We start from the raw sequence: 22,005 nt of genomic DNA, 5'->3' as shown, positions 1-22,005 counted from the left end.
ACATGATAATCATTTTCATACGACTCACCCGATCGGAGGACCTGATGCCCACCGCAGACCCCGTCCTGTTCGTCTCCGACCACGTGAGCGGGTCCGTGGACGTCGTCCACCTGCCGGACGGCGCGGTGGCACATCGCCTGACGGGCCGCCACCTGTCCGAACACGCGGGCTTCCTGGCCCTGCCCGGCGGGCGGGTGGCGTGCGTCGACGACCGGCGCGGGGAACTGCTGGTCCTCGCCCCCCACGGCGACCGGCTCGTGGAAAGCGCGACCCCGGTCGCCGTGCCGGCCGAGCACCTCGCCTCGGACCCGTCGGGCCGGCTGGTGGCCGTGACGACCGGGCTGGGCGAGAACGCCGAACCGTGGTCGGACCTGGTCACCGTCGTCGACCTGGGCACCGGGGAGGTGTCACGCGTGCGGACCCGGGTCGGCGAGCCGGGCGTGACGGTGCTGGGAGGCGGCGATCCCCTGGTCGTGCTGCGCCACCGCGAGCCCGGAGGACTGGCCGTGCACCGCTTCGCCGAACTCCTGGCAGCACCCCCCGGCTGTCCGCTCGTCGCACCGCACGCCCTGCTCCCGCTCCCCGGCGACGGACACGGGGACGCCCAACTCCCCTCCGCACGGCAGGTCTTCGCGGCCACGGGCGAAGGGGTGCACCGTGCCCGCAGAGAGGGCGACGGGCTCGCGGCCGAGGGGGTGATCCCCTGGGAGTCGCCCGCCAGGGGGTGGTACCTGCGCCTCGACACCCGCCGGCAGGCGCTGTGCAGCACGCTGCGCGGCGGGCCGCCGGAGCCGGCGCGGTGGCCGGAGTGGTCCAACGAGGCGTGGCACCACGACCTCCGGACAGGCCGCACGCACCGCACCGCACTGGGCCCCGGGCTGGTGTTCCGGCTGGCCCTGACCAAGAGCGGCACCGCCTTCACCCGCGTCCACCCCGACGGGGACGAGCTGATCCTGCTGGACGCCGGTGACGGCCTCCGGCGCGTCCCCCTGCCCGCCATGGACGGAGCCCCGCGCCGCGGCGGCACCCCCTGGGACGGCGTGGAGCGCCGCGCACTGGCCGCCTCGCCCGGGTCCGACCTGGTCGCGGTCTCCCGCGGCGGCCACGGCGAGGTGCACGTCGTGGACGCGCGGACGGGCGCCGAGGTGAACCGCCTCCGCCTCACGGCACCGCTCCACCACGGCGGCCACCTCGCGATGCGCACCAGGGACGACGGCGCCGAGGGCGACCCCGTCGGCCGCTGACCGGCCTCCGCGCGCCCCGGCGACACGCGGCGATTAGGTAAGCCTAACCTCACTCTCTAGGGTGGGTCCGAGACGACCCGGAGTCCGCGCCCCAGGGCGCGGACGGTCCCGACACCCCGAGAGCGAGAAGCCCTTGACCACGGCCGCGCCCCCACAGAGCCCACCGCTACGGGTGCCGGTGGTCCGTCCGGCGACCGCGCGGGACGGCCGGGCCCTGCACCGCCTGTCCCACGGCTTCGCGGTCGCCGGCGCGCTGCGGGAGCGCTCCGTCGCGTCGTACGTCCGCGCCGCGCACGACTTCCTCGTCGTCGCGGACGGGGAGGGCGGACTCGCGGGCTGTGCCGCGCTGCGCGGCTACCCGGCCACGGGCGGCGCCCCGCCGGCGGCGGTGGTCTACAACGTCTGCGTGGCCCCCGGCAGTCAGGGGCGCGGCATCGGCTCCGCGCTGCTGCGCGGACTGCTGCGACGCGCCGCGTCCGAACCCGTGACGGCGGTGTTCGCGGCCACCACGGGCAGCGGGGCACTCTTCCTCCGCCACGGATTCGTGTGCGGCGACGGGGCGGGTGCGCCCGCCGCGTGGCTCGACGCACTCGATCCCCGCAGGGGTTCGCGCATCCTGTCGCGCCGCGTCACCGGCCTTACCTGACGGCGCGTCCGGACCGCGGACCGCACGGCGACGTGCGGGACGGCCGGGCGGACGGACGGACAGGCGAGGGGCCGGGCGGGCGGGTGCTCAGCCGAGCGCCCCGTCCCCGGCCGGGGCGAACGCGGGCTCGTCGGCCGCCGGTTCGGGTACGACCGTGGTGCCCGCACCGCCGCCGGCGAAGACCTCCTGGAGCAGCGCGTGCGGCACCCTGCCGTCGAGCACGTGCGCCACGCGCACTCCGCCCCGCACGGCGGCCATGCACCCTTCCATCTTGGGGACCATCCCGCCCGTCAGGGAGGGCAGCAGGGACTCCAGTTGCGGGACCGTCAGACGCCCGGCCACCGTCGTGTCGCCGGGCCAGCCGGGCATGAGTCCGGCGACGTCGGTGAGCATCACCAGCCTCTCGGCGCCGAGGGCGACGGCGAGTGCGGACGCGGCGAGGTCGGCGTTGATGTTGTAGACGCGGCCGTCCGCCCCTCGGGCGATCGGGGACACCACCGGGATGCGGCCCCGGTCCAGCAGCGCCAGCAGAGTCTCGGGGTCGACCCGGACCACCTCGCCGACGAGTCCGATGTCGACCGGCCGCCCGTCGACCCAGGCCGGCCGCCGGACCGCCGTCAGCGTGTGCGCGTCCTCGCCGGTCATGCCGACCGCGTACGGGCCGTGGGCGTTGACCAGGTGGACGATGTCGCGCTGGACCTGGCCCGCGAGCACCATCCGCACGACCTCCATCACCTCGGGCGTGGTCACCCGCAGACCGGCCGTGAACCGCACCTCCAGGTCCAGACGCGCGAGCAGGGCGCTGATCTGGGGGCCGCCGCCGTGGACGACGACGACGCGCAGACCGGCGCACCGCAGCGCGACGACGTCCCGGGCGAAGGCGCGCTTCAACTCCTCGTCCACCATGGCGTGGCCGCCGAACTTCACCACCACGGTCGATCCGCGGAACCGCTCCAGCCACGGCGGCGCCTCGACGGCCGTGCGGGCGGCCGGCAGGCGGCCACCGGCGGAGCCGGCGGCTCCGGTGACGGCAGCGGCTCCGGCTCCGGCTCCGGCTGCGGCTCCGGCAGCGGTGAACGTCATCTGGTCTCGTCTCCCTCTCGGTTCGCGAGTCGGCCGGCCGTGCGGCGCGCGGGCCCGGTGGGGCCGCGCGCCGTGTCTCCCGTTCGGCGCACGGCGGTTGGCGCGCACACCGTCGGCGCCGCTGGCACCGGGACGCCCCACCCCGCTCCCCCGCCGCCTCTCTCCGGCGCCGCGGGTCCCGGGTGCACCCGTGGCGCGGCCTCCGGCACGGAACGGCCGAAGCGAGGTAAGGGTAACCTTACTTCGCGCCCGGCGGGTGGCGAATCCTCCGAACGCCGCGAGCCACGGCCCGGCCGTGACACAGGCTCCGCGTACGGGACGGGAGCGGCACGCGGCACGCGGCTCATTCGGCCCCGGGACGGCCTCGAAAGCCCCGCCCGCCCGACGCCCCGCCGGCCGCACCAGCCGCACCTCCCCACCGGCAGACCGTCCGGCGGCGGTCGCGGACCGGATCACCGGCGGGCCGGCGTCCCGGCGGCGTACGGGCGGGCGGCCGCCGCTGCATCCGCACCGGGCTCCTGAGACGAATCCCCCGGCGAGCGGCAGCCGCTCACGAGGTCTCAGGGCAGGGGAAAACGCATGCGAGTGGACGAAACGGGTGAGGCGCCGGGCCGTGTCGCGCGCCGGGCACCCCGTCTCCGGAAGGAGACTCGGCACACACGGTCGTACGGCGGGCTCCCGCCTGCGGCCCGAAGCCAGGGCCCCGGGCCCTCGCCCGTACGACGTCCCCGACGAGAGGTGTCCCCATGCCCTGCGGCCACGCGGCGCGCACTCCGGTCCCGACAGGTCGGCCCCCGCAGCGTCCGGGCCGGGACGGCGTGACGGGCGGCGCGCCGCCGGACGTGCTCGCCGGCGGCGGGACCCGCACGGAGCCCGCCGGGCTGGACGGGCCCCCGGGCCCCTGCGGGCGGGAGTCCGGCTCCGGCGGCGACGCGTTCGCGCCGCCCGCCGCCGCGCCCGCGCCTGACCCCGACACCGACACGTCGCGGGCCGTGGAGCAGGTGCTGCGGGCCTACCTGGACGAGCGGGTGACCGAGGCGGCCGGTGTCGACCCGGTGTTCGCGCACGAGGTGGCGGCGCGGGTGCGGTCCCTGGTGCTGCGCGGCGGCAAGCGGCTGCGCGCCCGCTTCGCCTGGTGGGGATGGCGGGCGGGCGGCGGCTCCCCCGGGACTGCGGAAGCACGGGCCGCGCTGCGCCTGGGTTCCGCGCTGGAGCTCATCCAGGCGTGCGCGCTGATCCACGACGACGTCATGGACGGCTCGCCGCTGCGCCGCGGCGCCCCGACGCTGCACGTGGACTTCGCGGACCTGCGCGCCGCGTCCGGTACGGGCGGCGACCACGGGGGCTACGGCCGGGCCGCCGCGATCCTCGCCGGTGACCTTGCGCTGGCCTGGGCCGACGACCTGGCCGCCGACACCGGGGCACAGTGCGCGGCGCAGTCGTCCCTGCTCGTCCAGTGGCGCCGGATGCGCCAGGAGATGGTCGCCGGCCAGTACCTGGACATGCGCGCCCAGCAGGGCGCGGCCTCGCCCGAACAGGCCCTGCGCATCGCCCTGCTGAAGACGGCTCTGTACACGGTGGAGCGGCCGCTGGCGCTGGGCGCGGCGCTCGCCGGGATGGACGGCCGCGACGCGGCCGCGCTCGGCGCCGCCGGGCGCTGCGCCGGGGTGGCGTTCCAGCTCCGCGACGACCTGCTGGGGGTATTCGGCGACCCCGCCGTCACCGGCAAGCCGTCCGGTGAGGACATCCGCGGCGGCAAGCCCACCTATCTGACGGCTGTCGCCCGGGCGCGCCTGGAGCGGTCCGGTGACACGGACTCCCTGCGGCTGCTCCAGCGGGCCGTCGGCGAGCCCGGCCTCGGCGAGGAGGACATGCGGCGGGTGCGCGACGTGCTGGAGGGCTCCGGCGCCCGGGGTGCCACGGAGGCGGAGATCGACCGTCTCGTCCGCCGCGGGCGGGAGCACCTGGCCCGTGTCCCGCTGCCCGCCTCCGTCGCCGACGCCGTGTCCGGGCTGCTGGGCACCGCGGTCGGAGGTCCGCCGGCCCGATCACCCGGTCACGCCGCGGCGAGCCGTCCGGAAAGCATGTCGTTCGTGAGGGGAGAGCACACGTGAAGACCGTCCAGGGTCCCACCGACCATGTGGTGGTCGTGGGGGCGGGCCTGTCGGGCCTGTCCGCGGCGCTGCACCTGCTGGGGGCGGGGCGTCGCGTCACCGTCGTCGAGCGCGACGCGCTGCCGGGCGGACGAGCGGGGCGTTTCGAGATGGGCGGCTACCGCGTCGACAGCGGCCCGACCGTGCTGACCATGCCGGAGATCGCCGACGAGGCGTTCGCCGCGGTCGGCGACCGGCTCGCCGACCGGGTCGACCTCGTGGAGCTGCACCCCGCCTACCGGGCGCACTTCGCCGACGGCTCCCGGCTCGACGTGCACACCGGGGCGGAGGCGATGGAGGAGGAGGTCCGGCGCTTCGCCGGGGACCGCGAGGCCGCGGGATACCGGCGGCTGCGCCGGTGGCTCACCGATCTGTACGCCGCGCAGATGCGGCGGTTCATCGACAGCAACTTCGACTCGCCCTTCCAGCTGCTGCGCCCCGATCTGCTGCGGCTGGCCCGGCTGGGCGCCTTCGGCCGGCTGGATCCGCGGATCGGGCGCTTCCTCTCGGACGAGAGGCTGCGCCGCGTGTTCTCCTTCCAGGCGCTGTACGCCGGGGTGGCTCCCGAACGGGCCCTGGCCGCGTACGCGGTGATCGCGTACATGGACACGGTGGCCGGTGTGTACTTCCCGCGGGGCGGGATGCACGCCCTGCCGCGCGCCATGGCCGAGTCCGCCGCCGGGGCGGGAGCGGAGTTCCGCTGGAGTACCGAAGTCGCGCGGCTGGAGCGCAGGGGCGAGCGGATCACGGCCGTGCACACGACCGACGGCGACCGCATCGCCTGCGACGCCGTGGTGCTGACGCCGGATCTGCCGGTCGTCCACCGCCTGCTCGGCCGGGCGCCGCGCCGGCCCGCCGCCCTGCGCCACTCCCCGTCCGCCGTGGTGCTGCACGCGGGGACGGACCGGACGTGGCCGCAGCTCGCCCATCACACGATCTCCTTCGGCGCAGCCTGGCGGAGCACGTTCCGCGAACTCACCCGGCAGGGGGACCTCATGAGCGATCCGTCGCTCCTCATCACCCGGCCCACGGCCCACGACCCGTCGCTCGCGCCGGAGGGAAAGCACCTGCACTACATCCTCGCCCCCTGCCCCAACACCGACATCGGGCCCGGGGCCCGCGAGTGGCGCGATCTGGCGCCCGGCTACCGGGACAGCCTGCTGACGGTGCTCGACAAGCGCGGTCTCGACGGGATCGCGTCGTCGATCGAGCAGGAGTGCCTCGTCACCCCGGCCGACTGGAGCGCCCAGGGCCACGCGGCGGGGACACCGTTCTCCGCCGCGCACACGTTCGCGCAGACGGGCCCGTTCCGGCCGCGCAACATGGTCCGCGGCACCGGCAACGCGGTGATCGCGGGCTGCGGCACCACGCCCGGGGTCGGGGTGCCCACGGTGCTGATCTCCGGGAAGCTCGCCGCCGCCCGGATCACCGGCGGCGGCCGCGGGGTCCGGCGGGCGGCGGCGGCCGCCCCGCGTGCCGCCGCGACCGGGCCGGGTGCGTCATGACGCGCCGCGAGCTGGACGCCGCCGGCATCGACGACCCGGAACTGCGCGCGGCCTACGCGATCTGCCGGCGTCTCAACGCGCGCCACGGCCGGACGTACTTCCTCGCCGCCCGCTTCCTGCCCGTCGGGCGCCGGCCCGCCGTGCACGCCCTGTACGGATTCGCCCGGTGGGCCGACGACATCGTCGACGACCTCGACAGCTCGGCGTCGCGGGCGGAACGCGAGCGGGCCCTGCGCGGGCTGCGGGAGCGGATGGACACCGGTCTGCGGACCGGCCGCAGCGAGGAGCCGGTGATCCGGGCCCTGGTGCACACGGCGGCGCGGTACGACATCGACCCGGCGTACTTCGCGGACTTCATGGAGTCCATGGCGAGCGACCTGGACGTCACGGAGTACCCGACCTACGAGCATCTCGCGCGGTACATGCACGGTTCGGCCGCGGTGATCGGCCTCCAGATGCTGCCGGTGCTCGGCACGGTGGTCCCCCGCGCCGAGGCGGCGCCGCACGCGGCTGCGCTCGGGATCGCCTTCCAGCTCACCAACTTCCTGCGGGACGTCGGCGAGGACCTGGACCGCGGGCGGGTCTATCTGCCGCAGGATCTGCTGGCGGCGCACGGCGTGGACCGCGGCCTGCTGGCCTGGAGCCGGCGTTCGGGGCGCGACGACCCGCGCATCCGGGCAGCGCTCCGGGCGGGCATCACCCTGACGCGGGACGTCTACCGGGAGGCCGAACCGGGGCTGGCCATGCTGGATCCCGTGGCACGCCCCTGCATGCGGACGGCCTTCACGCTGTACCAGGACATCCTCGGGGCCATCGAGTCGGACGGCTTCCGGGTGCTGCACCGCCGCGCGGTGGTCTCCCGGCGGCGCAGGGCCGCCCTGGCCCTGGCGGCGGTGGCCGGCTCCGTCACCGTCCGGGCCGGCCGTGCCGCCGCGGGACGCCCCGGCGGCGCCCCTGCGGCGGCGCGGGGCACGGCGGCCGTGGCCGCGGAGAAGAGGAGCACGGGATGACGGAACGGCAGGAACCGCTCCTGCGCGCCGAGGGGACGGAGCAGGCTTTGCGCGCCGAGAGGACGGAGCAGCGGGAGGCCGTCGTACGGGACGAGGAGACGGAACTCCGGAAGCCGGTCCCGCAGGACGAGGTGACGGCGGAACGGCAGGAGCAGGGACCGCCGCGCGGAGTGGCGGAGCGGGAGGAACCGCGACCGCCAGGCGGGGGAACGGGTCCACAGGAACCGCGACCGCGGCGGCAGCCGCCGGCGCCGCGCGCGCGGCGCGGTCTGCGGGACCGGGTGCCCCTGCGGCTGCGGAGGCCGGTCCCCTGGCACCGGCAGGGCGCGACCTGGCGGGAGGCGAGGCCCGCCGTGATCGCCCAGGCCCTCGCGTGGGCGCACGCTCAGCCTTCGGGCAACTGGTACGTACTCGCGGCGAGCACCGCGATCGGGGACGGCGCGCCGCTCGGCCGGACCGTGGCCGGGCGCGAGGTGGTCGTCTGGAGGAACGCGGCCGGCCGCCTCGTCGCCGGCCCCGGAGCGTGTCCGCATCTCGGCGCCCCGCTCCGGGAGAGCCCCGTGGTCTGCGGGACCCTGGTGTGCCACTGGCACGGACTGGCGCTGGACGGCGGGCCGTTCGCGGGCTGGGCCCCGTACCCGGTGCACGACGACGGTGTGCTGGTGTGGGTGCGTCTGGACGGCCCGGGCGGCGAGCCGCCGCTGGAGGAGCCGGTGCTGCCCGCACGGCCGGACCCGGCGCGCTCGGTGGCGGCCGTGTACACGACCGTCGGCACCTGCGAGCCCGAGGACGTCGTCGCGAACCGTCTCGACCCCTGGCACGGCGCGTGGTTCCACCCCTACTCGTTCGTCGATCTCACGGTGCGCGGGCAGACCGGTGACCAGGCGTCGGACGTCGCGGACGGCTTCGCCGTGGACGTCGCCTTCAAGGTGGCGGGCCGTGCCGTGGTGCCGGTCCGCGCGGTGTTCACCACGCCCGAGCCCCGCACGGTGGTCATGCACATCACCGAGGGCGAGGGGGTGGGCTCGGTGGTGGAGACCCATGCCACTCCCCTGGGTCCGGACGCGGGGGGCAATCCGCGTACCGCCGTGACGGAAGCGGTGATCGCCACGTCGGAGCGGCCCGGATTCGCGGCCGCCCGGGCGGTGGCTCCCCTGCTCAGGCCGCTGATGCGCCGTACGGCGGGCCGCCTGTGGCGGGACGATCTCGCGTACGCGGAGCGCCGCTGGGCGCTGCGGAGCACCGGGCGGTTCCCCGGCTGAGCCCCGCTCCGGTGCCGTGGGGTCACACCCCCTGTCGGCGGCCCCGGAGCGGCCTGGGGCCGGCCGCGGACGCGTGTCCGCGGCCGGCCCGTCCACCTCAGGCGAGCGAGGCGAGCAGCCGCATGGCCCGGGACCTGCCGCGCCGGGGAACCGTCCAGAGGGTCTGGCCGCGCACCCCCCAGCGCTGGAGCAGGACGTTGGCGGCGAGGAAGCCGCTGGTGGCCGCCCGTTCCATCAGGGCGACGGGCAGATCCGTGCGCACCAGGTCGCCGGCGACCACGAGCGTGGGGTCCTGGGTGCGCACGCCCGGCCGGTCGCCGTAGGTGCCCACCGGGAAGAGGGGGCAGTCCGCGCGCCACTCGTGCCGCTGGTCCGTGATCCGGGCGTCCGCCGTCTCGGGGTACACACGGTGGAGCTGTTCGAGCAGCCGCTTCTGCTCGACCTGCCGGTCGGCTCCGGGGTCGAGCGCGTAGGCGTGCAGTTCGACGACGGATCCGCCGGTGCGCGCGGCCCAGCGGGCGGCCTCGCCCTCCCAGCGCTCCAGGACGCTCACGTTGTCGAGCGAGCCGTATCCGCTGGTGCCGAGGAAGCCCGCCCGTCCGCGGTCGACCGGGCGGTCGAGCCAGAGCCGGGAGACCAGGAACGGCGGTGCCGTGCGCAGGCGCCGGACGCCGTCCCGCCACGCCGGGTCGGCCACGCCGGGCGAGGCGGAGACGAGGGCGCGCAGCCCCGGTGTGTCGAGGGCGAGCACGGTGGCGTCGAAGCGCTCGGTCCGGCCGTCCGCCGTGATCCGGTGGCCGCCCGACCCCAGCGGTGCGACCTCCTCGACCGGCGTGGCGGTGCGCAGCCGGACTCCGTGGCCCGTCAGGTAGGCGGCCAGCGGGTCCCACAGCGCCTGGGGGAAGGGTTCGGCGGGGACGTCGAAGAGCAGGCCCTCGCTGGAGCCGAGGAAGTAGATGTGGAACATGAGCACCAGTTCCGCGGCCGAGAGTTCGCGCGGGTCCGCGAAGAAGCTGCGGGAGAAGACCTCGAAGGCGAGGTGGTGCGCCGCTTCGGGGAAGCGGACGGCGGTCAGGAAGTCGTGGGCGCTGACGCCGTCGAGTGCGGTGTGGACGTCGGGCACGCGGACGTCGAGGAGGGGCAGGGCGGCCCGCGGGTCCATGCGGGCCAGGTCGCGCCAGCCGAAGGTGGGGCTGAGGGCGGCGAAGCCGGCCGCGCTCCACGGGGGCGTCCTGGGGACCCTGGCGAAGCTGTCGCGCAGGCCGGCGCTGTGCTGGAGGGGGTAGTCCGGCACGGCGGTGAGCATGCTGAGCCCGCCGTCGGCCCTGCGCAGCAGGCCGCGCAGGTTGTAGTACTGGCGGAAGAAGGCGTGGAAGCCGCGGCTCATGGTGACCCGGGAGCCGTCGCCCAGGTCGACCGGCCAGCCGGCGAGGCGGCCGCCGAGGGTGGGTTCGCGCTCGTACAGGGTCACCCGGGCGCCGCGCTCGGCGAGGCCGGTGGCGGCCGCGAGTCCGGCGATCCCGCCGCCGACGACGGCGACGCGGGGGGCGTCCCCCGTGAACCGGGGCCGTCCGGCGGGCGGGTGCAGGATCTCCGCCCGCCGGTCCCTGCCGCGGCGCGGTGCAGGGTTCTCGGGTGTCCGTCGCAGGGTCACTCCAGCTCCTCGGTTGGTCGGGGCGGTCATGGCGCTGCCGGCGGGAGGCACCACGAAGGGCACCAGCCTGCCGTGGGTGCGTACGCCGCGGCGGTGTGGCACGCCGCCGCGGACGCAGCGGCACGGACCGCGTCGTCGGCTGCTCGCCGCCGTCCTCGCCCGGGGACGGCGGCACGGTGTGTTCCGCTCGTGACGCCGGACCGGATTCACCGCGCGGGTGACGCGCCGCTGACGTTGCGGCGCGGGTGAGGCCCCGGGGGCGTACCGCAGCGGAGGCTCTCGCCGCCGCAAGGGGGTTGCCGGGCCGCTGGACCATGCGAACCGGCCGGTATCAGGCCATCGAGTGACCTTCCTTGCCATTCCTTTACCAACTCTTGGATCTCCGCGTACTGTTGAGCACTCTTTCAGGAAGGGATCCGGGTTGAACGTCTCAACGACCATGTGGGTGCTCACCGTTGGCGGTCTGTGCGTGCTGATCGCGGCCGACTTCTTCATCGGCGGGCGCAAGCCGCACGACGTCTCCATCAAGGAGGCGGGCATCTGGAGCGCCGTCTGGATCGCCCTCGCCACGGTCTTCGGGGTGGGCCTGCTGCTGTGGGGCGACGCGCAGGCCTCCGGCGAGTTCTTCGCGGGCTACGTCACCGAGAAGTCGCTCAGCGTGGACAACCTCTTCGTCTTCGTGCTGATCATGGCGAAGTTCGCGGTCCCGTCGATCTACCAGCAGCGCGTGCTGATGATCGGTGTGCTCATCGCGCTGGTGCTGCGCGCGGTGTTCATCGCCCTGGGGGCCGCCGCGATCAACTCGTTCGCCTGGGTCTTCTTCCTCTTCGGCGCGTTCCTCATCTGGACCGCGTGGAAGCTGATCCAGGAGGCCCGCGCCGGCGAGCAGGAGGAGGACTGGGAGGAGGGGCGCCTGATGAAGGCGGTCGAACGGCGGCTCCCCTCCACCGACCAGTGGCACGGCACGAAGATGTTCGTCCGGGAGAACGGGAAGCGCCTCGCCACCCCGATGCTGATCGTGATGCTGGCGATCGGCATCACGGACCTGCTCTTCGCGGTCGACTCGATCCCGGCGATCTTCGGCCTGACCCAGGACCCGTACATCGTCTTCACGGCGAACGCCTTCGCGCTGATGGGCCTGCGACAGCTGTACTTCCTCATCGTCGGGCTGCTGAAGAAGCTGGTGCACCTGTCCTACGGCCTGTCGGTCATCCTCGCCTTCATCGGCGTCAAGCTGGTCCTGCACGGCCTCCACGAGACGACCAGCCTGGACGTCCCCGAGATCTCCCTCCCGGTCTCCCTGGGCGTCATCTTCGGCGTCCTGCTCATCACCACGATCACCAGCCTCACCGCCTCGAAGCGTGCGGAGAGGGAAGAGGCGGAGAAGGCCGCGGCGGAGACGGCGGCGAACGGGACGCCGGCGGGTGCGGACGCCGCGCGGACGGAGACGGACGGCGGCGAGAGGGCCGACGTGCAGAGCTGAACGCCGCGCCCCGCGCCGCGGGGCGCGGCCCGGACAGCCCGCGCCGGGCACGGGTGGCCGCCGTCGAGGGCGGCCACCCGTCCCGCGCAGGAGCCCCCAGTCCGGCACGGGGAACCAGCACCCCCGCGCGGGGAAGCGCCGCGAACGCCCGCAGGGCGCCGACGATCCCGTGGGCCCGCCGCCCCGCGCGTGGGCCCGCCCCGGCATCCGCATCCCGCCCGGTCCTCAGGCGCCGGCGCACACCCGGCGAGGCACGGCCCCTGCGCGGAAGCCCGCTCCGGAGCGGGGCCCAGCCCCCGGCCCGCGCACGGAAACCCGGATCGGCCACACGGGGCCCCGCCCACGCCCCCGCGCGAAAGCCCACCCCCGCGCGCAGGTACGCCCCGCACCCGCATCCCACCCCGTTCCGGGGCCGCCGCCGCACTCCCGGCGACAACCCGCCACAGGCGCACGATCCGGCCGATTACCCGCCTTCGGCGGCCCGCGGCGGACAGGAACCCTATGGTGTACGCGACATGACACACCCTCAGGCACGCGGGTCAGTCCGACAGGACGAGCTTGCGCGGTAACCCTCGCACGACTTAGGTTAGCCTTACTTAACCTAGCGAGGGGGAGCTCATGCCTGCCCGGGATGCTCAGGTCGTGGGCTCGGTGGCGTTCGTCACGGGCGCGGCCAGCGGAATAGGCGCCGCCGTCGTCGGCGCCCTGGTCCGCACCGGTGCCACCGTCGCCGCCGTCGACGTGTCCGCCGAAGGACTCACGGAGCTCGCCGAGCGCTCCGGGGGACGTGTGGTCCCCTTCACCGCGGACGTCTCCGACGCCGCCGCCGTCGCCGATGTCGTCGAGCGCGTCGAGAGCGGACTGGGCCCGATCGACACCGGCGTCAGCGCGGCCGGAATCCTGCGTCCGGGCTCGCTCACCGGCACCAGCGACAAGGACTGGTCGGACACCTTCGCGGTCAACACGGACGGTGTCTTCTTCGTCCTGCGCGAGCTCGCCCGCCGCATGGTGCCCCGGGGACGCGGCTCCCTGGTGACCGTCGCGTCCAACGCGGCGGGGGTCCCCCGCACCAACATGGGCGCGTACGCGGCCTCCAAGGCCGCCACCACGATGCTCACCCGCTGCCTGGGACTGGAGGTCGCCCCCCACGGCATCCGCTGCAACGTGGTCTCGCCCGGTTCGACCGACACCCCGATGCAGCGTCAGCTGTGGACGGGCGAGGACGACCGCGCCCGCGTGATCGCGGGCACGCCCGAGGAGTTCCGGGTGGGAGTCCCCCTCGGCCGCATCGCCGACCCGGAGGACATCGCCGACGCCGTGCTGTTCCTGGTCTCCGACCGGGCCCGGCACATCACGATGCAGAACCTGTTCGTCGACGGCGGCGCAACCCTGCGCGCCTGAGAGAGGAATCGTTGACGTGACCATATCCGCCGTGGAGCGCCCGCGGCCCGTGCACCGGGCCGCCGATCTGCTGGCCGCCTATCTGCCCGGCTCCTTCTACTTCTCCTCCCCGCGCGGCACCCTGCTCGCCGACGGCGTCCACTCCAGGGTCCAGCCGGAGAACGGCTCCCACGCCCGGGGCGCGGCCGCCGCCCTCGCGGCAGCGGCCGCGGCCGGGGTCCCTGACCCGGTCGTCGCCGGGGCCGTCGGATTCCGGCCCGGGTCGGAGTCCGGCCTGGTCGTCCCGTCCGTCGTCCGGCGGGCCGGCGCCCCCGCCGACGTCCGCGCGCCCGAGGCGGAGACGGGCGCGGCCTGGTCGCTCAGACCCCGGCCCGAGCCCGAGCGCTACGCCGACGCCGTGCGCAGCGCGCTGGAACTCATCGGGCGCGGCGAGCTGGACAAGGTCGTGCTGGCCCGCTGCGTCGAGGCGACCGCGGACACGCCCGTGTGGGTGCCCGCCCTGCTGGCGCGCCTGGTGCGCGCGAACCCCGCCGCGTACGGGTTCGCCGCCGACGTGACCGCCGCGGGCGACCCGGCCCCGCGCACCCTGGTCGGCGCCAGCCCCGAACTGCTGGTCTCGCGCCGCGGGGCGACCGTGGTGGCCAACCCGCTGGCCGGCTCCGCGCCCCGTTCGGGCGACGAGGCGGTGGACCGGGAACGGATCGCCCGGCTGCGGGAGTCCGTGAAGGACCTGGGCGAACACGCCCACACCGCGGGGCAGGTCGCCGACGTGCTCGGCCGGTTCTGCACCGACCTCGACGTGCCGGACGGGCCCGAGGTGATCGGCACCCCGACGATGTGGCACCTGTCCACCCGGATCACCGGCCGGCTCGCGGCGCCCGACGATCCCGCGTGCTCCTCACTCGGCCTGGCCGAGGCCCTCCACCCGACGCCCGCGGTCTGCGGTGTGCCCGCGGGCGCGGCGGCCGAGGCCATCGCCCGGCTGGAGCCGGAGGACCGCGGCTACTACGCCGGCATGGTCGGCTGGAACGGCGCCGGCGGCGACGGCGAGTGGGCGGTGACGATCCGCAGCGCGGAGGTCAGCGACCGCACGGTGCGGCTGTACGCCGGTGCCGGGATCGTCGCCGGGTCCGACCCCGCGGCCGAACTGGCCGAGACGAGCGCCAAGTTCCGCACGCTGCTGCGTGCGCTGGGTCTGGAGGAGCGGGTATGACCACCGGTCACGTGCCCTGGCCGCCGGAGACCGCCGCACGCTACCGCGCGGCCGGCCACTGGCGTGGACAGACCTTCGGCGCACTGCTCACCTCGCTCGCCGCGGCGTACCCGGAGCGGACCGCCGTCGTGGGCGGGGAGGTCCGGTGGACCTACGCCGAGCTCGACGAGCGGGCCCACCGGATCGCGGCCGGCCTGCTCGACGCCGGTCTCCTCCCCGGGGAACGCGCCGTCCTCCAGCTGCCCAACATCCCCGAGTTCCTGCCCGTGGTCTTCGGGATGTGGCGGGCCGGGGTGCTGCCCGTCTTCGCGCTGCCTGCGCACCGCGGCACCGAGCTGCGGCACTTCGCGGAGCAGAGCGAGGCGGCCGCGATCGTCACGGTCGGCGTCCACGAGCGCCACGACCACGCGGCGACGGCGCGCGAGGTCGCCGCGGAGTGCGACTCCGTGCGCCGCGTACTGGTGGTGGGCTCCGAGGAGTTCGACGACCTGGCCCGGACGGCGCCGCGCGAACTGCCCGACCCCGACCCGGCGGGCGTGGCCTTCCTCCAGCTGTCCGGCGGGAGCACCGGTCTGCCCAAACTCATCCCGCGCACCCACGACGACTACCTGTACAGCGTCCGGGAGAGCGCCAGGATCTGCGCCCTGCGGCCGGACAGCGTGTACCTCGCGGCCCTGCCGGTCGCCCACAACTTCCCGCTCAGCTCCCCCGGTGTGCTCGGCGCGCTGCACGCGGGCGCCGCCGTGGTCATGGCCCCGCGTCCCGACGCGGACACCGCGTTCCGGCTGATCGAGGCCGAAGGCGTCACGATCACCGGGGTGGTCCCGCCGCTCGCCGCGGCCTGGGTGCAGGCCGCGGGACGCACCGCACGCGACCTGTCCTCGCTGGAGGTGCTGCTCGTCGGCGGCGCCAAGTGCGGGCGCGAGCTGGCCGAACGCATCGGTCCGGCGCTGGGCTGCCGTCTCCAGCAGGTGTTCGGCATGGCCGAGGGGCTGGTCTGCTACACGCGGCTGGACGACCCCGACGAGACCGTGCTGACGACCCAGGGCCGCCCGATCTCCCTCGACGACGAGGTCCGCGTCGTCGACCCGGACACCGGGGCGGACGTGCCCGACGGCGAGCCCGGCGCGCTGCTGACCCGGGGGCCCTACACGATCCGGGGCTACTACCGGGCCGAGGAGCACAACGCCACGGCGTTCACCGCGGACGGCTTCTACCGGACGGGCGACCTGGTCCGGCGCGCGCCGGGCGGTCAGCTCGAAGTGGTCGGCCGGGCCAAGGAGCAGATCAACCGGGGCGGGGAGAAGGTGGCGGCCGAGGAGGTCGAGAACCATCTGATGGCCCATCCGGGCGTCCTGGACGCGGCCGTGGTGGCCGTGCCCGACGCCTATCTGGGCGAACGGACCTGCGCCTACGTGGTGCCTGCGGCGGGAGCCGAGCCGACCGGCCCGGAACTGCGGTCCTTCGTCCGCGGACGCGGCGTGGCCGCGTTCAAGGTGCCGGACCTGGTGCAGGTGGTCGCCGAGTTCCCGGTGACCGGTGTCGGCAAGACCAGCAAGCGCGAGCTGAGGGTGGCGCTGGCCGCCCTCGCGCGAAAGGAGTGATGAGAGTGTCCCTGCCCGAGATCCGGCCCTACGCCCTCCCCGAGGCCGGTGAACTGCCCGCCGGCCGGGTGCGGTGGCGGCCGGACCCGGCCCGCGCGGCTCTGCTCGTGCACGACATGCAGCGCTACTTCCTGGCGCCGTACGCCGGGGCGCCGGTGCCGGAGGTGACGGCGAACATCGGGCGGCTGCTCCGGCTGGCCAGGGAGCGGGACGTCCCGGTGTTCTACACCGCGCAGCCCGGCAGGCAGGACCCCGCCGACCGGGGGCTGCTGACCGAGTTCTGGGGCGACGGGATCGGCAGGGTCATCGACGCGGACCCGGGGGCCGCCGACGTCGTCGGCGACCTCGCCCCGGAGGCCGGCGACACCGTCCTCGTCAAATGGCGCTACAGCGCGTTCCAGCGCAGCACCTTCGCCGAGCAGCTCGCCGCGCTCGGGCGCGACCAGCTGCTGATCACCGGCGTGTACGCGCACATCGGCTGCCAGGCGACGGCCGTCGAGGCGTTCATGCGCGATGTGCAGCCCTTCCTGGTGGCCGACGCGGTCGCCGACTTCTCCCGTGACCGCCACGACCAGGCGTGCGAGTACGTCGCGCAGAGGTGCGGCGTCGTGACCACCACCGCCGACGCGCTGACCGCGCTGTCCGAGCCGATCCCCGCAGGAGCCAGCCGATGACCGCCCCGCTCACCCCCGAACGCGTCCGTGCCGACGTCGCCGAGCTGCTGGGCTGCGAGCCCGGCGCGATCGCGCCGGACGACAACCTGCTCGACCTGGGGCTGGACTCGATGCGCATCATGACGCTGGTCGAGCGGTGGCGCTCGGACGGCGCCCCGTCCCTGGAGTTCCCCGACCTCGCCGAGCAGCCGGAACTGGGCCGCTGGACCGAACTCGTCACGGGAGCGGCCGCGTGACGCGCGTCGATCACCGGCACCGGCATCTGGAGCGGATCGCGGAGGTCCGCGCGGGGCGGGTGCCCGAGAAGGTGGGCTACCCGATCCGCGTGCGGGAGACCGAGGTGGTGCGCACCACGTGGATCGGCGGCGGGCTGCTCCGCGTCACCCTGGGCGGGCCGGGCACCGAGGGCTTCGAGGCGCACGCGCCGGACGAGCACGTGAAACTGGTCTTCCGGGAGCCGGACGGTTCCCTGCGGCTGCCCGAGCCCAACGGGGCGATGCTGAAGTGGCCGCGTCCTGCTCCCACCTCGCGGGAGTACACGGTCCGCCGCTACGACCCCGCCACCGGCGAGCTCGACATCGACGTGGCCGCGCACCCGGGCGGTCTCGCCTCGGACTGGGCGCTGGCGGCGAAGCCGGGTGCCGTGGTGCACGTGGCGGGGCCCCCCGGCGGTCTGATCGTGCCGCACGCCTACGACCGCTATCTGCTGGCCGGTGACATCACGGCCCTGCCGGCGATGGCGCGGTGGCTGGAGGAACTCCCGCGGGACGCCCGCGGCTGGGTCTTCGCCGAAGTGGGCGACGCCGGGGAGGAGATCGGCCTGTCGGCGCCGGACGGCTTCGAGGTGCACTGGCTGCACCGGGGCGACCGCCCGGCGGGGACCGGTGACCTGCTGGCGGCGGCCGTGACGGGGGTGCGCGTCCCGGCGGGCGAGCGCGTCTACGTGTGGGCGGCGGGTGAGGCGGGACAGCTCAAGCCGCTCCGCCGCTGGGTCCGGGAGGAACTGGGCCTGGACCGCGCCGATCACGACATCACCGGCTACTGGAAGGTCGGGGTCGCCGACTTCGACGAGGACGACTGACCGGTGGCCGGGCGCGTGCACCCGCCATCGTGACGTTCCGTCAGAGCAGAGCGGGCGCACGGGAGTCGGCGTCCGGCGGGGAGTCCGTACCGGCAGGCGGACGGGTGGTCCCGGGAGCCGGAATCTTCCACTAAGGTAAGCCTTACCTAATTCAGAAAGAGCATGAGGAGCAGCGCATGTCCATACGCAGACCGTCCGTCCTCGTCGGAGCCCTGGCCCTGGCCGTGGCCCTGACCGGATGCGGTTCCTCGTCCGACGGGGACAAGGGGGAGACGGGCTCGGACTCCGCCAAGTCCGGCAGCAAGACCCGGGTGTTCGAGGCCGACAACGGCAAGATCACCATCCCGGCCGCCCCGCAGCGGATCGTCGCCACCGGCTACGCCGTGCCGGCCCTGATCGAGGCCGACGCGCCGCTCGTCGGCATCTCCTCGTGGAAGCGCGGCGAGCCGCTGATGAGCGACGAGGACCTCGCCACCTACAAGAAGCTCACCAAGGTCGCCGGCGAGCTGGCCACCGAGACCAACTACGAGGCCATCGCGGCCGCCGAGCCCGACCTCATCGTCATCGGCGTGCCGGCCCCGGTCCTCGCCGACGTGGACGTCAAGCGCCTGGAGACCATCGCCCCCGTCGTCGCGATCGGCCCGACCGTGCCCTCGGCCTGGCGCGACCTCTCCCGCAAGCAGGCCGACGCGGCCGGCGCGCTCGGCGAGTTCGACACCCGCAAGGCCGCGTACGAGGCCAAGGCCGCCGAGCTGGCCGCCAAGTACAAGGACGTGCTCCCCCAGCTGAAGGCCGGCCACGTCGGCGCCTACGGCGAGGTCGCCAAGGGCAACTTCCAGCGGGAATTCAGCGGTTCGTGGGGCTCCAACATCATCGAGGACCTCGGCGCGGTCTACTACGGCAAGGTCAAGGAGCCCGGACCGGGCTCCAAGTCCGTCAGCGAGTACCCGTCCATCGAGGAACTTCCCGAGTCCCTCGGCGAGGCCGACGTCATCACGTACTCGGTGCAGGCCGACGGCTCGGTCCCCGAGGCGGTGAAGTACGTGCTCGACTCGAAGCTCTGGGCCAACCTGCCCGCCGTGAAGGCGAAGAAGACCTTCGCGATCCGCTACACCGAGGCCGCCTCCTACGGGCAGGCCATGAAGACGCTGGACGCGATCGACGAGGCCCTCGCGCCGCTGCTGAAGCAGTGAGCGCGGCCGGCCACGTGTCCGGGGTGAAGGAAGCCGGGCGGTCCGTTCCGCGGACCGCCCTGCTCGCCGGCGGACTGGTGCTCCTCGGAGCGGTCGCCGTGCTCAGCATCGGCGTCGGCGCCCGCTCCATCGCGCCCGGCGAGGTCGTGCGGGCACTGGTGGACTTCCAGGGCACCGACGACCATGTGATCGTCCGCGACGTCCGGGCGCCCCGCGCGCTGCTGGCCGTCGCGGTCGGCGCGGCACTCGCCGTCTCCGGAGCCCTGATCCAGACGCTGGCCCGCAACCCGCTGGCGGAACCGGGCATCCTCGGGGTCACCGCGGGTGCCGGGTTCGCGATCACCATCGGCTCCGCACTCGGCCTGGCCTCCGGACAGGCCGGCCAACTCGGCTTCGCGGTGGCCGGATCGGTGGTCGCCGCCCTGCTGGTCGCCGCCGTCGGCCGGCGCTCGCCCCTGCGGCTCGTCCTCACCGGCGTCGCGCTGACCGCGGTGCTCAGCGGTGTCTCGCTGGGGCTGCGGCTGATGCTCCCGGACACCTTCGACCTCTACCGCTTCTGGTCCGTCGGCTCGCTCGCCGCCCGTGAACAGGCGCCCCTGGCACTGCCCCTGACGGCGATCGTCTGCTGTCTCGGCGCGGCGCTGGTGCTCAGCCGCACCCTCAACGTGCTGTCGCTCGGCGAGACCGTCGCCCACACCCTCGGCGCCGGCGTCAACCGGGTGCGGGCCGCCGTGCTCGTGCTGATCACCGTGCTCTGCGCCGCGGCGACCGCGGTCGCCGGACCCATTCTCTTCGTAGGACTGATCGTGCCCCATCTCGTCCGCAGAGCCGCCGGCGGTTCGGTGCCCTGGCTGGTCCTCTACAGCACGGTCCTCGGCCCGGTGCTGCTGCTGGTCGCCGACGTCTGCTCGCGGGTCCTGCTCCCCACCGGCGAGGTGCCGGTCGCCATCGTCACCGCCTTCCTCGGCGGTCCGATGCTGATCTGGGCCGTCCGGCGCTTCGGGACGGGATCGCTGTGACCGCGACCGCGTACACCCTGCGCACGGAGCGCCGCACCCTGGTGCTCGTCGCGGTGATGACCGCCCTGCTGCTCGGCCTCGGCCTGCTCGGACTCTGCTACGGAGCGACGTGGGCGACCCCCGGCGAGGTGTTCGCCGTGCTGAGCGGCGCCGACACGTCCGTGGTGATCCTCGACTGGCGGCTGCCGCGCGTGCTCGCCGGGCTCGTCTTCGGCGCCGCGCTCGGCGTCGCCGGGGCGATCTTCCAGAACATCACCCGCAACCCCATGGGCAGCCCGGACGTCATCGGGCTCGACGCGGGCGCCTACACGGGCGCGCTGGTCGCGCTGACCGTGCTCTCCGGCACCTCCGCGCAACTGGCCGCCGGCTCGGTCGTCGGCGGCCTCTCCGTCGCCGCCGCGATCTACTTCCTCGCGTTCGACCGCGGTTTCTCCGGGATGCGCCTGGTCGTCATCGGCATCGCGATCAACGCCATGGTGACCGCGTTCAACTCCTGGATCGTGCTGCGGGCCGAGCTGGAGGTGGCGATCGCGGCCGTCGGCTGGAGCGCCGGGTCCCTCAACGGCATCGGGTGGGACGACCTCACGATCCCGTTCGTGATCATCTGCGTGCTCCTGCTGCTCATCACCCTGGCGGCGCACTCCGTGCACCAGGCCGCGCTCGGCGACGCGATCGCCGTGACGACCGGTGTCGGACTCGACCGGCTGCGCCTGCTGATGGTGTTCGTCGGCGTCGGCTGCACCGCCACCGTCACCGCCGTGGCCGGTCCCGTCGTCTTCATCGCGCTCGCCGCCCCGCAGATCGGCCGCCGGCTCGCCGGCGCGGCCGGTGTGCCCCTGCTGCCCGCCGCGCTCACCGGAGCCCTGCTGCTCCTCGGCGCCGACCTGATCGCCCAGATGCTGCTCGCGCCCGTCGCACTGCCCGTCGGCGTGGTGAGCACCGCGATCGGCGGCTGCTACCTGATCTGGCTGCTGACCAAGGAAGTGAGGCGAGCGTGACCGCACGCCTGAGGGCGCGGGACATCACCCTGCGCTACGGAGACCGGGTGGTGTCCACCGGGCTGAGCGTCGACGTCCCCGACGGCGCGTTCACCGCCGTCGTGGGCCCCAACGGCTGCGGCAAGTCCACCCTGCTGCGGGCGTTCGTGCGGCTGCTGGCCCCCGACGCCGGCAGCGTCGAACTCGACGGCCGGGAGGTCGGCGGCTACCGGAACAAGGAGCTCGCCCGCGAGCTCGGCTTCCTGCCCCAGGACCCGCAGGCCCCCGAGGACATCCGGGTCCGTCAGCTGGTCGGCCGGGGCCGCTTCCCCCACCAGGGCGTGTTCGCCCTCTGGTCGCCCGCCGACGAGAAGGCGGTCACCGCGGCGATGGAGGCGGCGGGCGTCACCGACCTCGCCGACCGGCACGTCCAGGAGCTCTCCGGAGGCCAGCGCCAGCGGGTCTGGATCGCCATGGTCCTGGCCCAGGAGACGCCCTACCTGCTGCTCGACGAACCCACCTCGTTCCTGGACATCACCCACCAGTACCAGCTGCTCGGCCTGCTCACCCGGCTCCGCGACGAGGGCCGCACCGTCATCGCCGTGCTCCACGACATCAACCAGGCGTGCCGGTTCGCCGACCACCTGATCGCCATGAAGGACGGACGCGTCGTCGCCGAGGGCGCGCCGGCCGGCACCGTCGACACCGCCCTCGTCAAGGACGTGTTCGACCTGCCGAGCGTCATCGTCCCCGACCCGGTCACCGGCACGCCGATGGTCGTCCCCACACAGCAAGGAGAGTGA

19 protein-coding genes are annotated in these 22,005 nt (G+C 74.8%); 17 read left to right on the top strand and 2 right to left on the bottom strand.

Annotation, left to right across the window (positions count from 1 at the left end):
* The first annotated feature begins 44 nt into the window (after nucleotides 1–44).
* Nucleotides 45–1,244, top strand: a complete 1,200-nt coding sequence (locus IAG43_RS31030) for a YncE family protein (protein ID WP_187743975.1) — start codon at nucleotides 45–47, stop codon at nucleotides 1,242–1,244.
* Nucleotides 1,245–1,422: 178 nt separating this feature from the next.
* Entirely contained in the window at nucleotides 1,423–1,890 is a 468-nt protein-coding gene (locus IAG43_RS31025; RefSeq protein ID WP_246574637.1) for a GNAT family N-acetyltransferase, read from the top strand.
* A gap of 87 nt (nucleotides 1,891–1,977) precedes the next feature.
* Here the strand turns inward: IAG43_RS31025 and argB are convergent, their stop codons facing one another.
* On the bottom strand, nucleotides 1,978–2,973 hold the full coding sequence (argB, locus tag IAG43_RS31020; protein WP_187743973.1) for an acetylglutamate kinase: 996 nt from the start codon (nucleotides 2,971–2,973) through the stop codon (nucleotides 1,978–1,980).
* Between the two features lie 818 nt (nucleotides 2,974–3,791).
* Here argB and IAG43_RS31015 point away from each other — a divergent pair.
* The 4 genes from IAG43_RS31015 (at nucleotide 3,792) to IAG43_RS31000 (ending at nucleotide 8,903) form a co-directional block, all read left to right on the top strand.
* Nucleotides 3,792–5,087, top strand: a complete 1,296-nt coding sequence (locus tag IAG43_RS31015; RefSeq protein ID WP_246574636.1) for a polyprenyl synthetase family protein — start codon at nucleotides 3,792–3,794, stop codon at nucleotides 5,085–5,087.
* A complete protein-coding gene (locus IAG43_RS31010; RefSeq protein WP_187743971.1) occupies nucleotides 5,084–6,631 on the top strand; it encodes a phytoene desaturase in 1,548 nt (515 codons plus the stop codon). Before IAG43_RS31015 ends, IAG43_RS31010 begins: the two co-directional genes overlap by 4 nt.
* Nucleotides 6,628–7,641, top strand: coding sequence for a phytoene/squalene synthase family protein (locus IAG43_RS31005; RefSeq protein ID WP_187743970.1), 1,014 nt, complete (start codon nucleotides 6,628–6,630; stop codon nucleotides 7,639–7,641). Before IAG43_RS31010 ends, IAG43_RS31005 begins: the two co-directional genes overlap by 4 nt.
* Nucleotides 7,642–7,910: 269 nt before the next feature.
* Nucleotides 7,911–8,903: a DUF5914 domain-containing protein gene (locus IAG43_RS31000; RefSeq protein ID WP_246574811.1), complete on the top strand. Its 993-nt coding sequence runs from the start codon at nucleotides 7,911–7,913 to the stop codon at nucleotides 8,901–8,903.
* A 97-nt stretch (nucleotides 8,904–9,000) separates the two neighbouring features.
* On the opposite strand, the gene IAG43_RS30995 is transcribed toward IAG43_RS31000, so the two are convergent.
* Entirely contained in the window at nucleotides 9,001–10,587 is a 1,587-nt protein-coding gene (locus IAG43_RS30995) for an FAD-dependent oxidoreductase (protein ID WP_187744736.1), read from the bottom strand.
* A gap of 391 nt (nucleotides 10,588–10,978) precedes the next feature.
* Here IAG43_RS30995 and IAG43_RS30990 point away from each other — a divergent pair, with 391 nt between their 5' ends.
* The 11 genes from IAG43_RS30990 to IAG43_RS30940 all read left to right on the top strand — a co-directional run bounded on the left by IAG43_RS30990 (nucleotide 10,979) and on the right by IAG43_RS30940 (nucleotide 22,005).
* Nucleotides 10,979–12,040, top strand: coding sequence for a TerC family protein (locus IAG43_RS30990; RefSeq protein ID WP_246574634.1), 1,062 nt, complete (start codon nucleotides 10,979–10,981; stop codon nucleotides 12,038–12,040).
* Between the two features lie 618 nt (nucleotides 12,041–12,658).
* Nucleotides 12,659–13,441: a 2,3-dihydro-2,3-dihydroxybenzoate dehydrogenase gene (locus IAG43_RS30985; RefSeq protein ID WP_187743968.1), complete on the top strand. Its 783-nt coding sequence runs from the start codon at nucleotides 12,659–12,661 to the stop codon at nucleotides 13,439–13,441.
* A 16-nt stretch (nucleotides 13,442–13,457) separates the two neighbouring features.
* A complete protein-coding gene (locus IAG43_RS30980) occupies nucleotides 13,458–14,654 on the top strand; it encodes an isochorismate synthase (RefSeq protein ID WP_187743967.1) in 1,197 nt (398 codons plus the stop codon).
* Entirely contained in the window at nucleotides 14,651–16,258 is a 1,608-nt protein-coding gene (locus tag IAG43_RS30975; protein WP_187743966.1) for a (2,3-dihydroxybenzoyl)adenylate synthase, read from the top strand. Before IAG43_RS30980 ends, IAG43_RS30975 begins: the two co-directional genes overlap by 4 nt.
* A gap of 5 nt (nucleotides 16,259–16,263) precedes the next feature.
* Entirely contained in the window at nucleotides 16,264–16,932 is a 669-nt protein-coding gene (locus IAG43_RS30970) for an isochorismatase family protein (protein ID WP_187744734.1), read from the top strand.
* On the top strand, nucleotides 16,929–17,168 hold the full coding sequence (locus IAG43_RS30965) for a phosphopantetheine-binding protein (protein ID WP_187743965.1): 240 nt from the start codon (nucleotides 16,929–16,931) through the stop codon (nucleotides 17,166–17,168). Before IAG43_RS30970 ends, IAG43_RS30965 begins: the two co-directional genes overlap by 4 nt.
* The gene (locus IAG43_RS30960) at nucleotides 17,165–18,013 is read left to right on the top strand and encodes a siderophore-interacting protein (protein ID WP_187743964.1); all 849 of its coding nucleotides are present in this window, start codon (nucleotides 17,165–17,167) and stop codon (nucleotides 18,011–18,013) included. Before IAG43_RS30965 ends, IAG43_RS30960 begins: the two co-directional genes overlap by 4 nt.
* A gap of 176 nt (nucleotides 18,014–18,189) precedes the next feature.
* Nucleotides 18,190–19,206 (top strand): ABC transporter substrate-binding protein, encoded by a 1,017-nt coding sequence (locus IAG43_RS30955; protein WP_187743963.1) that lies wholly within the window; start codon nucleotides 18,190–18,192, stop codon nucleotides 19,204–19,206.
* Between the two features lie 14 nt (nucleotides 19,207–19,220).
* The gene (locus tag IAG43_RS30950; RefSeq protein WP_246574810.1) at nucleotides 19,221–20,225 is read left to right on the top strand and encodes a FecCD family ABC transporter permease; all 1,005 of its coding nucleotides are present in this window, start codon (nucleotides 19,221–19,223) and stop codon (nucleotides 20,223–20,225) included.
* A gap of 56 nt (nucleotides 20,226–20,281) precedes the next feature.
* Nucleotides 20,282–21,223 carry a FecCD family ABC transporter permease gene (locus IAG43_RS30945; protein ID WP_187744733.1) on the top strand — a complete coding sequence of 314 codons (942 nt, stop codon included), beginning with the start codon at nucleotides 20,282–20,284 and terminating at the stop codon, nucleotides 21,221–21,223.
* On the top strand, nucleotides 21,220–22,005 hold the full coding sequence (locus IAG43_RS30940) for an ABC transporter ATP-binding protein (protein ID WP_187743961.1): 786 nt from the start codon (nucleotides 21,220–21,222) through the stop codon (nucleotides 22,003–22,005). Before IAG43_RS30945 ends, IAG43_RS30940 begins: the two co-directional genes overlap by 4 nt.

The organism is Streptomyces genisteinicus, assembly GCF_014489615.1.
GTDB classification, from domain to species: Bacteria; Actinomycetota; Actinomycetes; order Streptomycetales; family Streptomycetaceae; genus Streptomyces; species Streptomyces genisteinicus.
The sequence above is the reverse complement of the archived record's forward strand: the minus strand, read 5'-3'. Positions and strand labels throughout refer to the sequence as shown.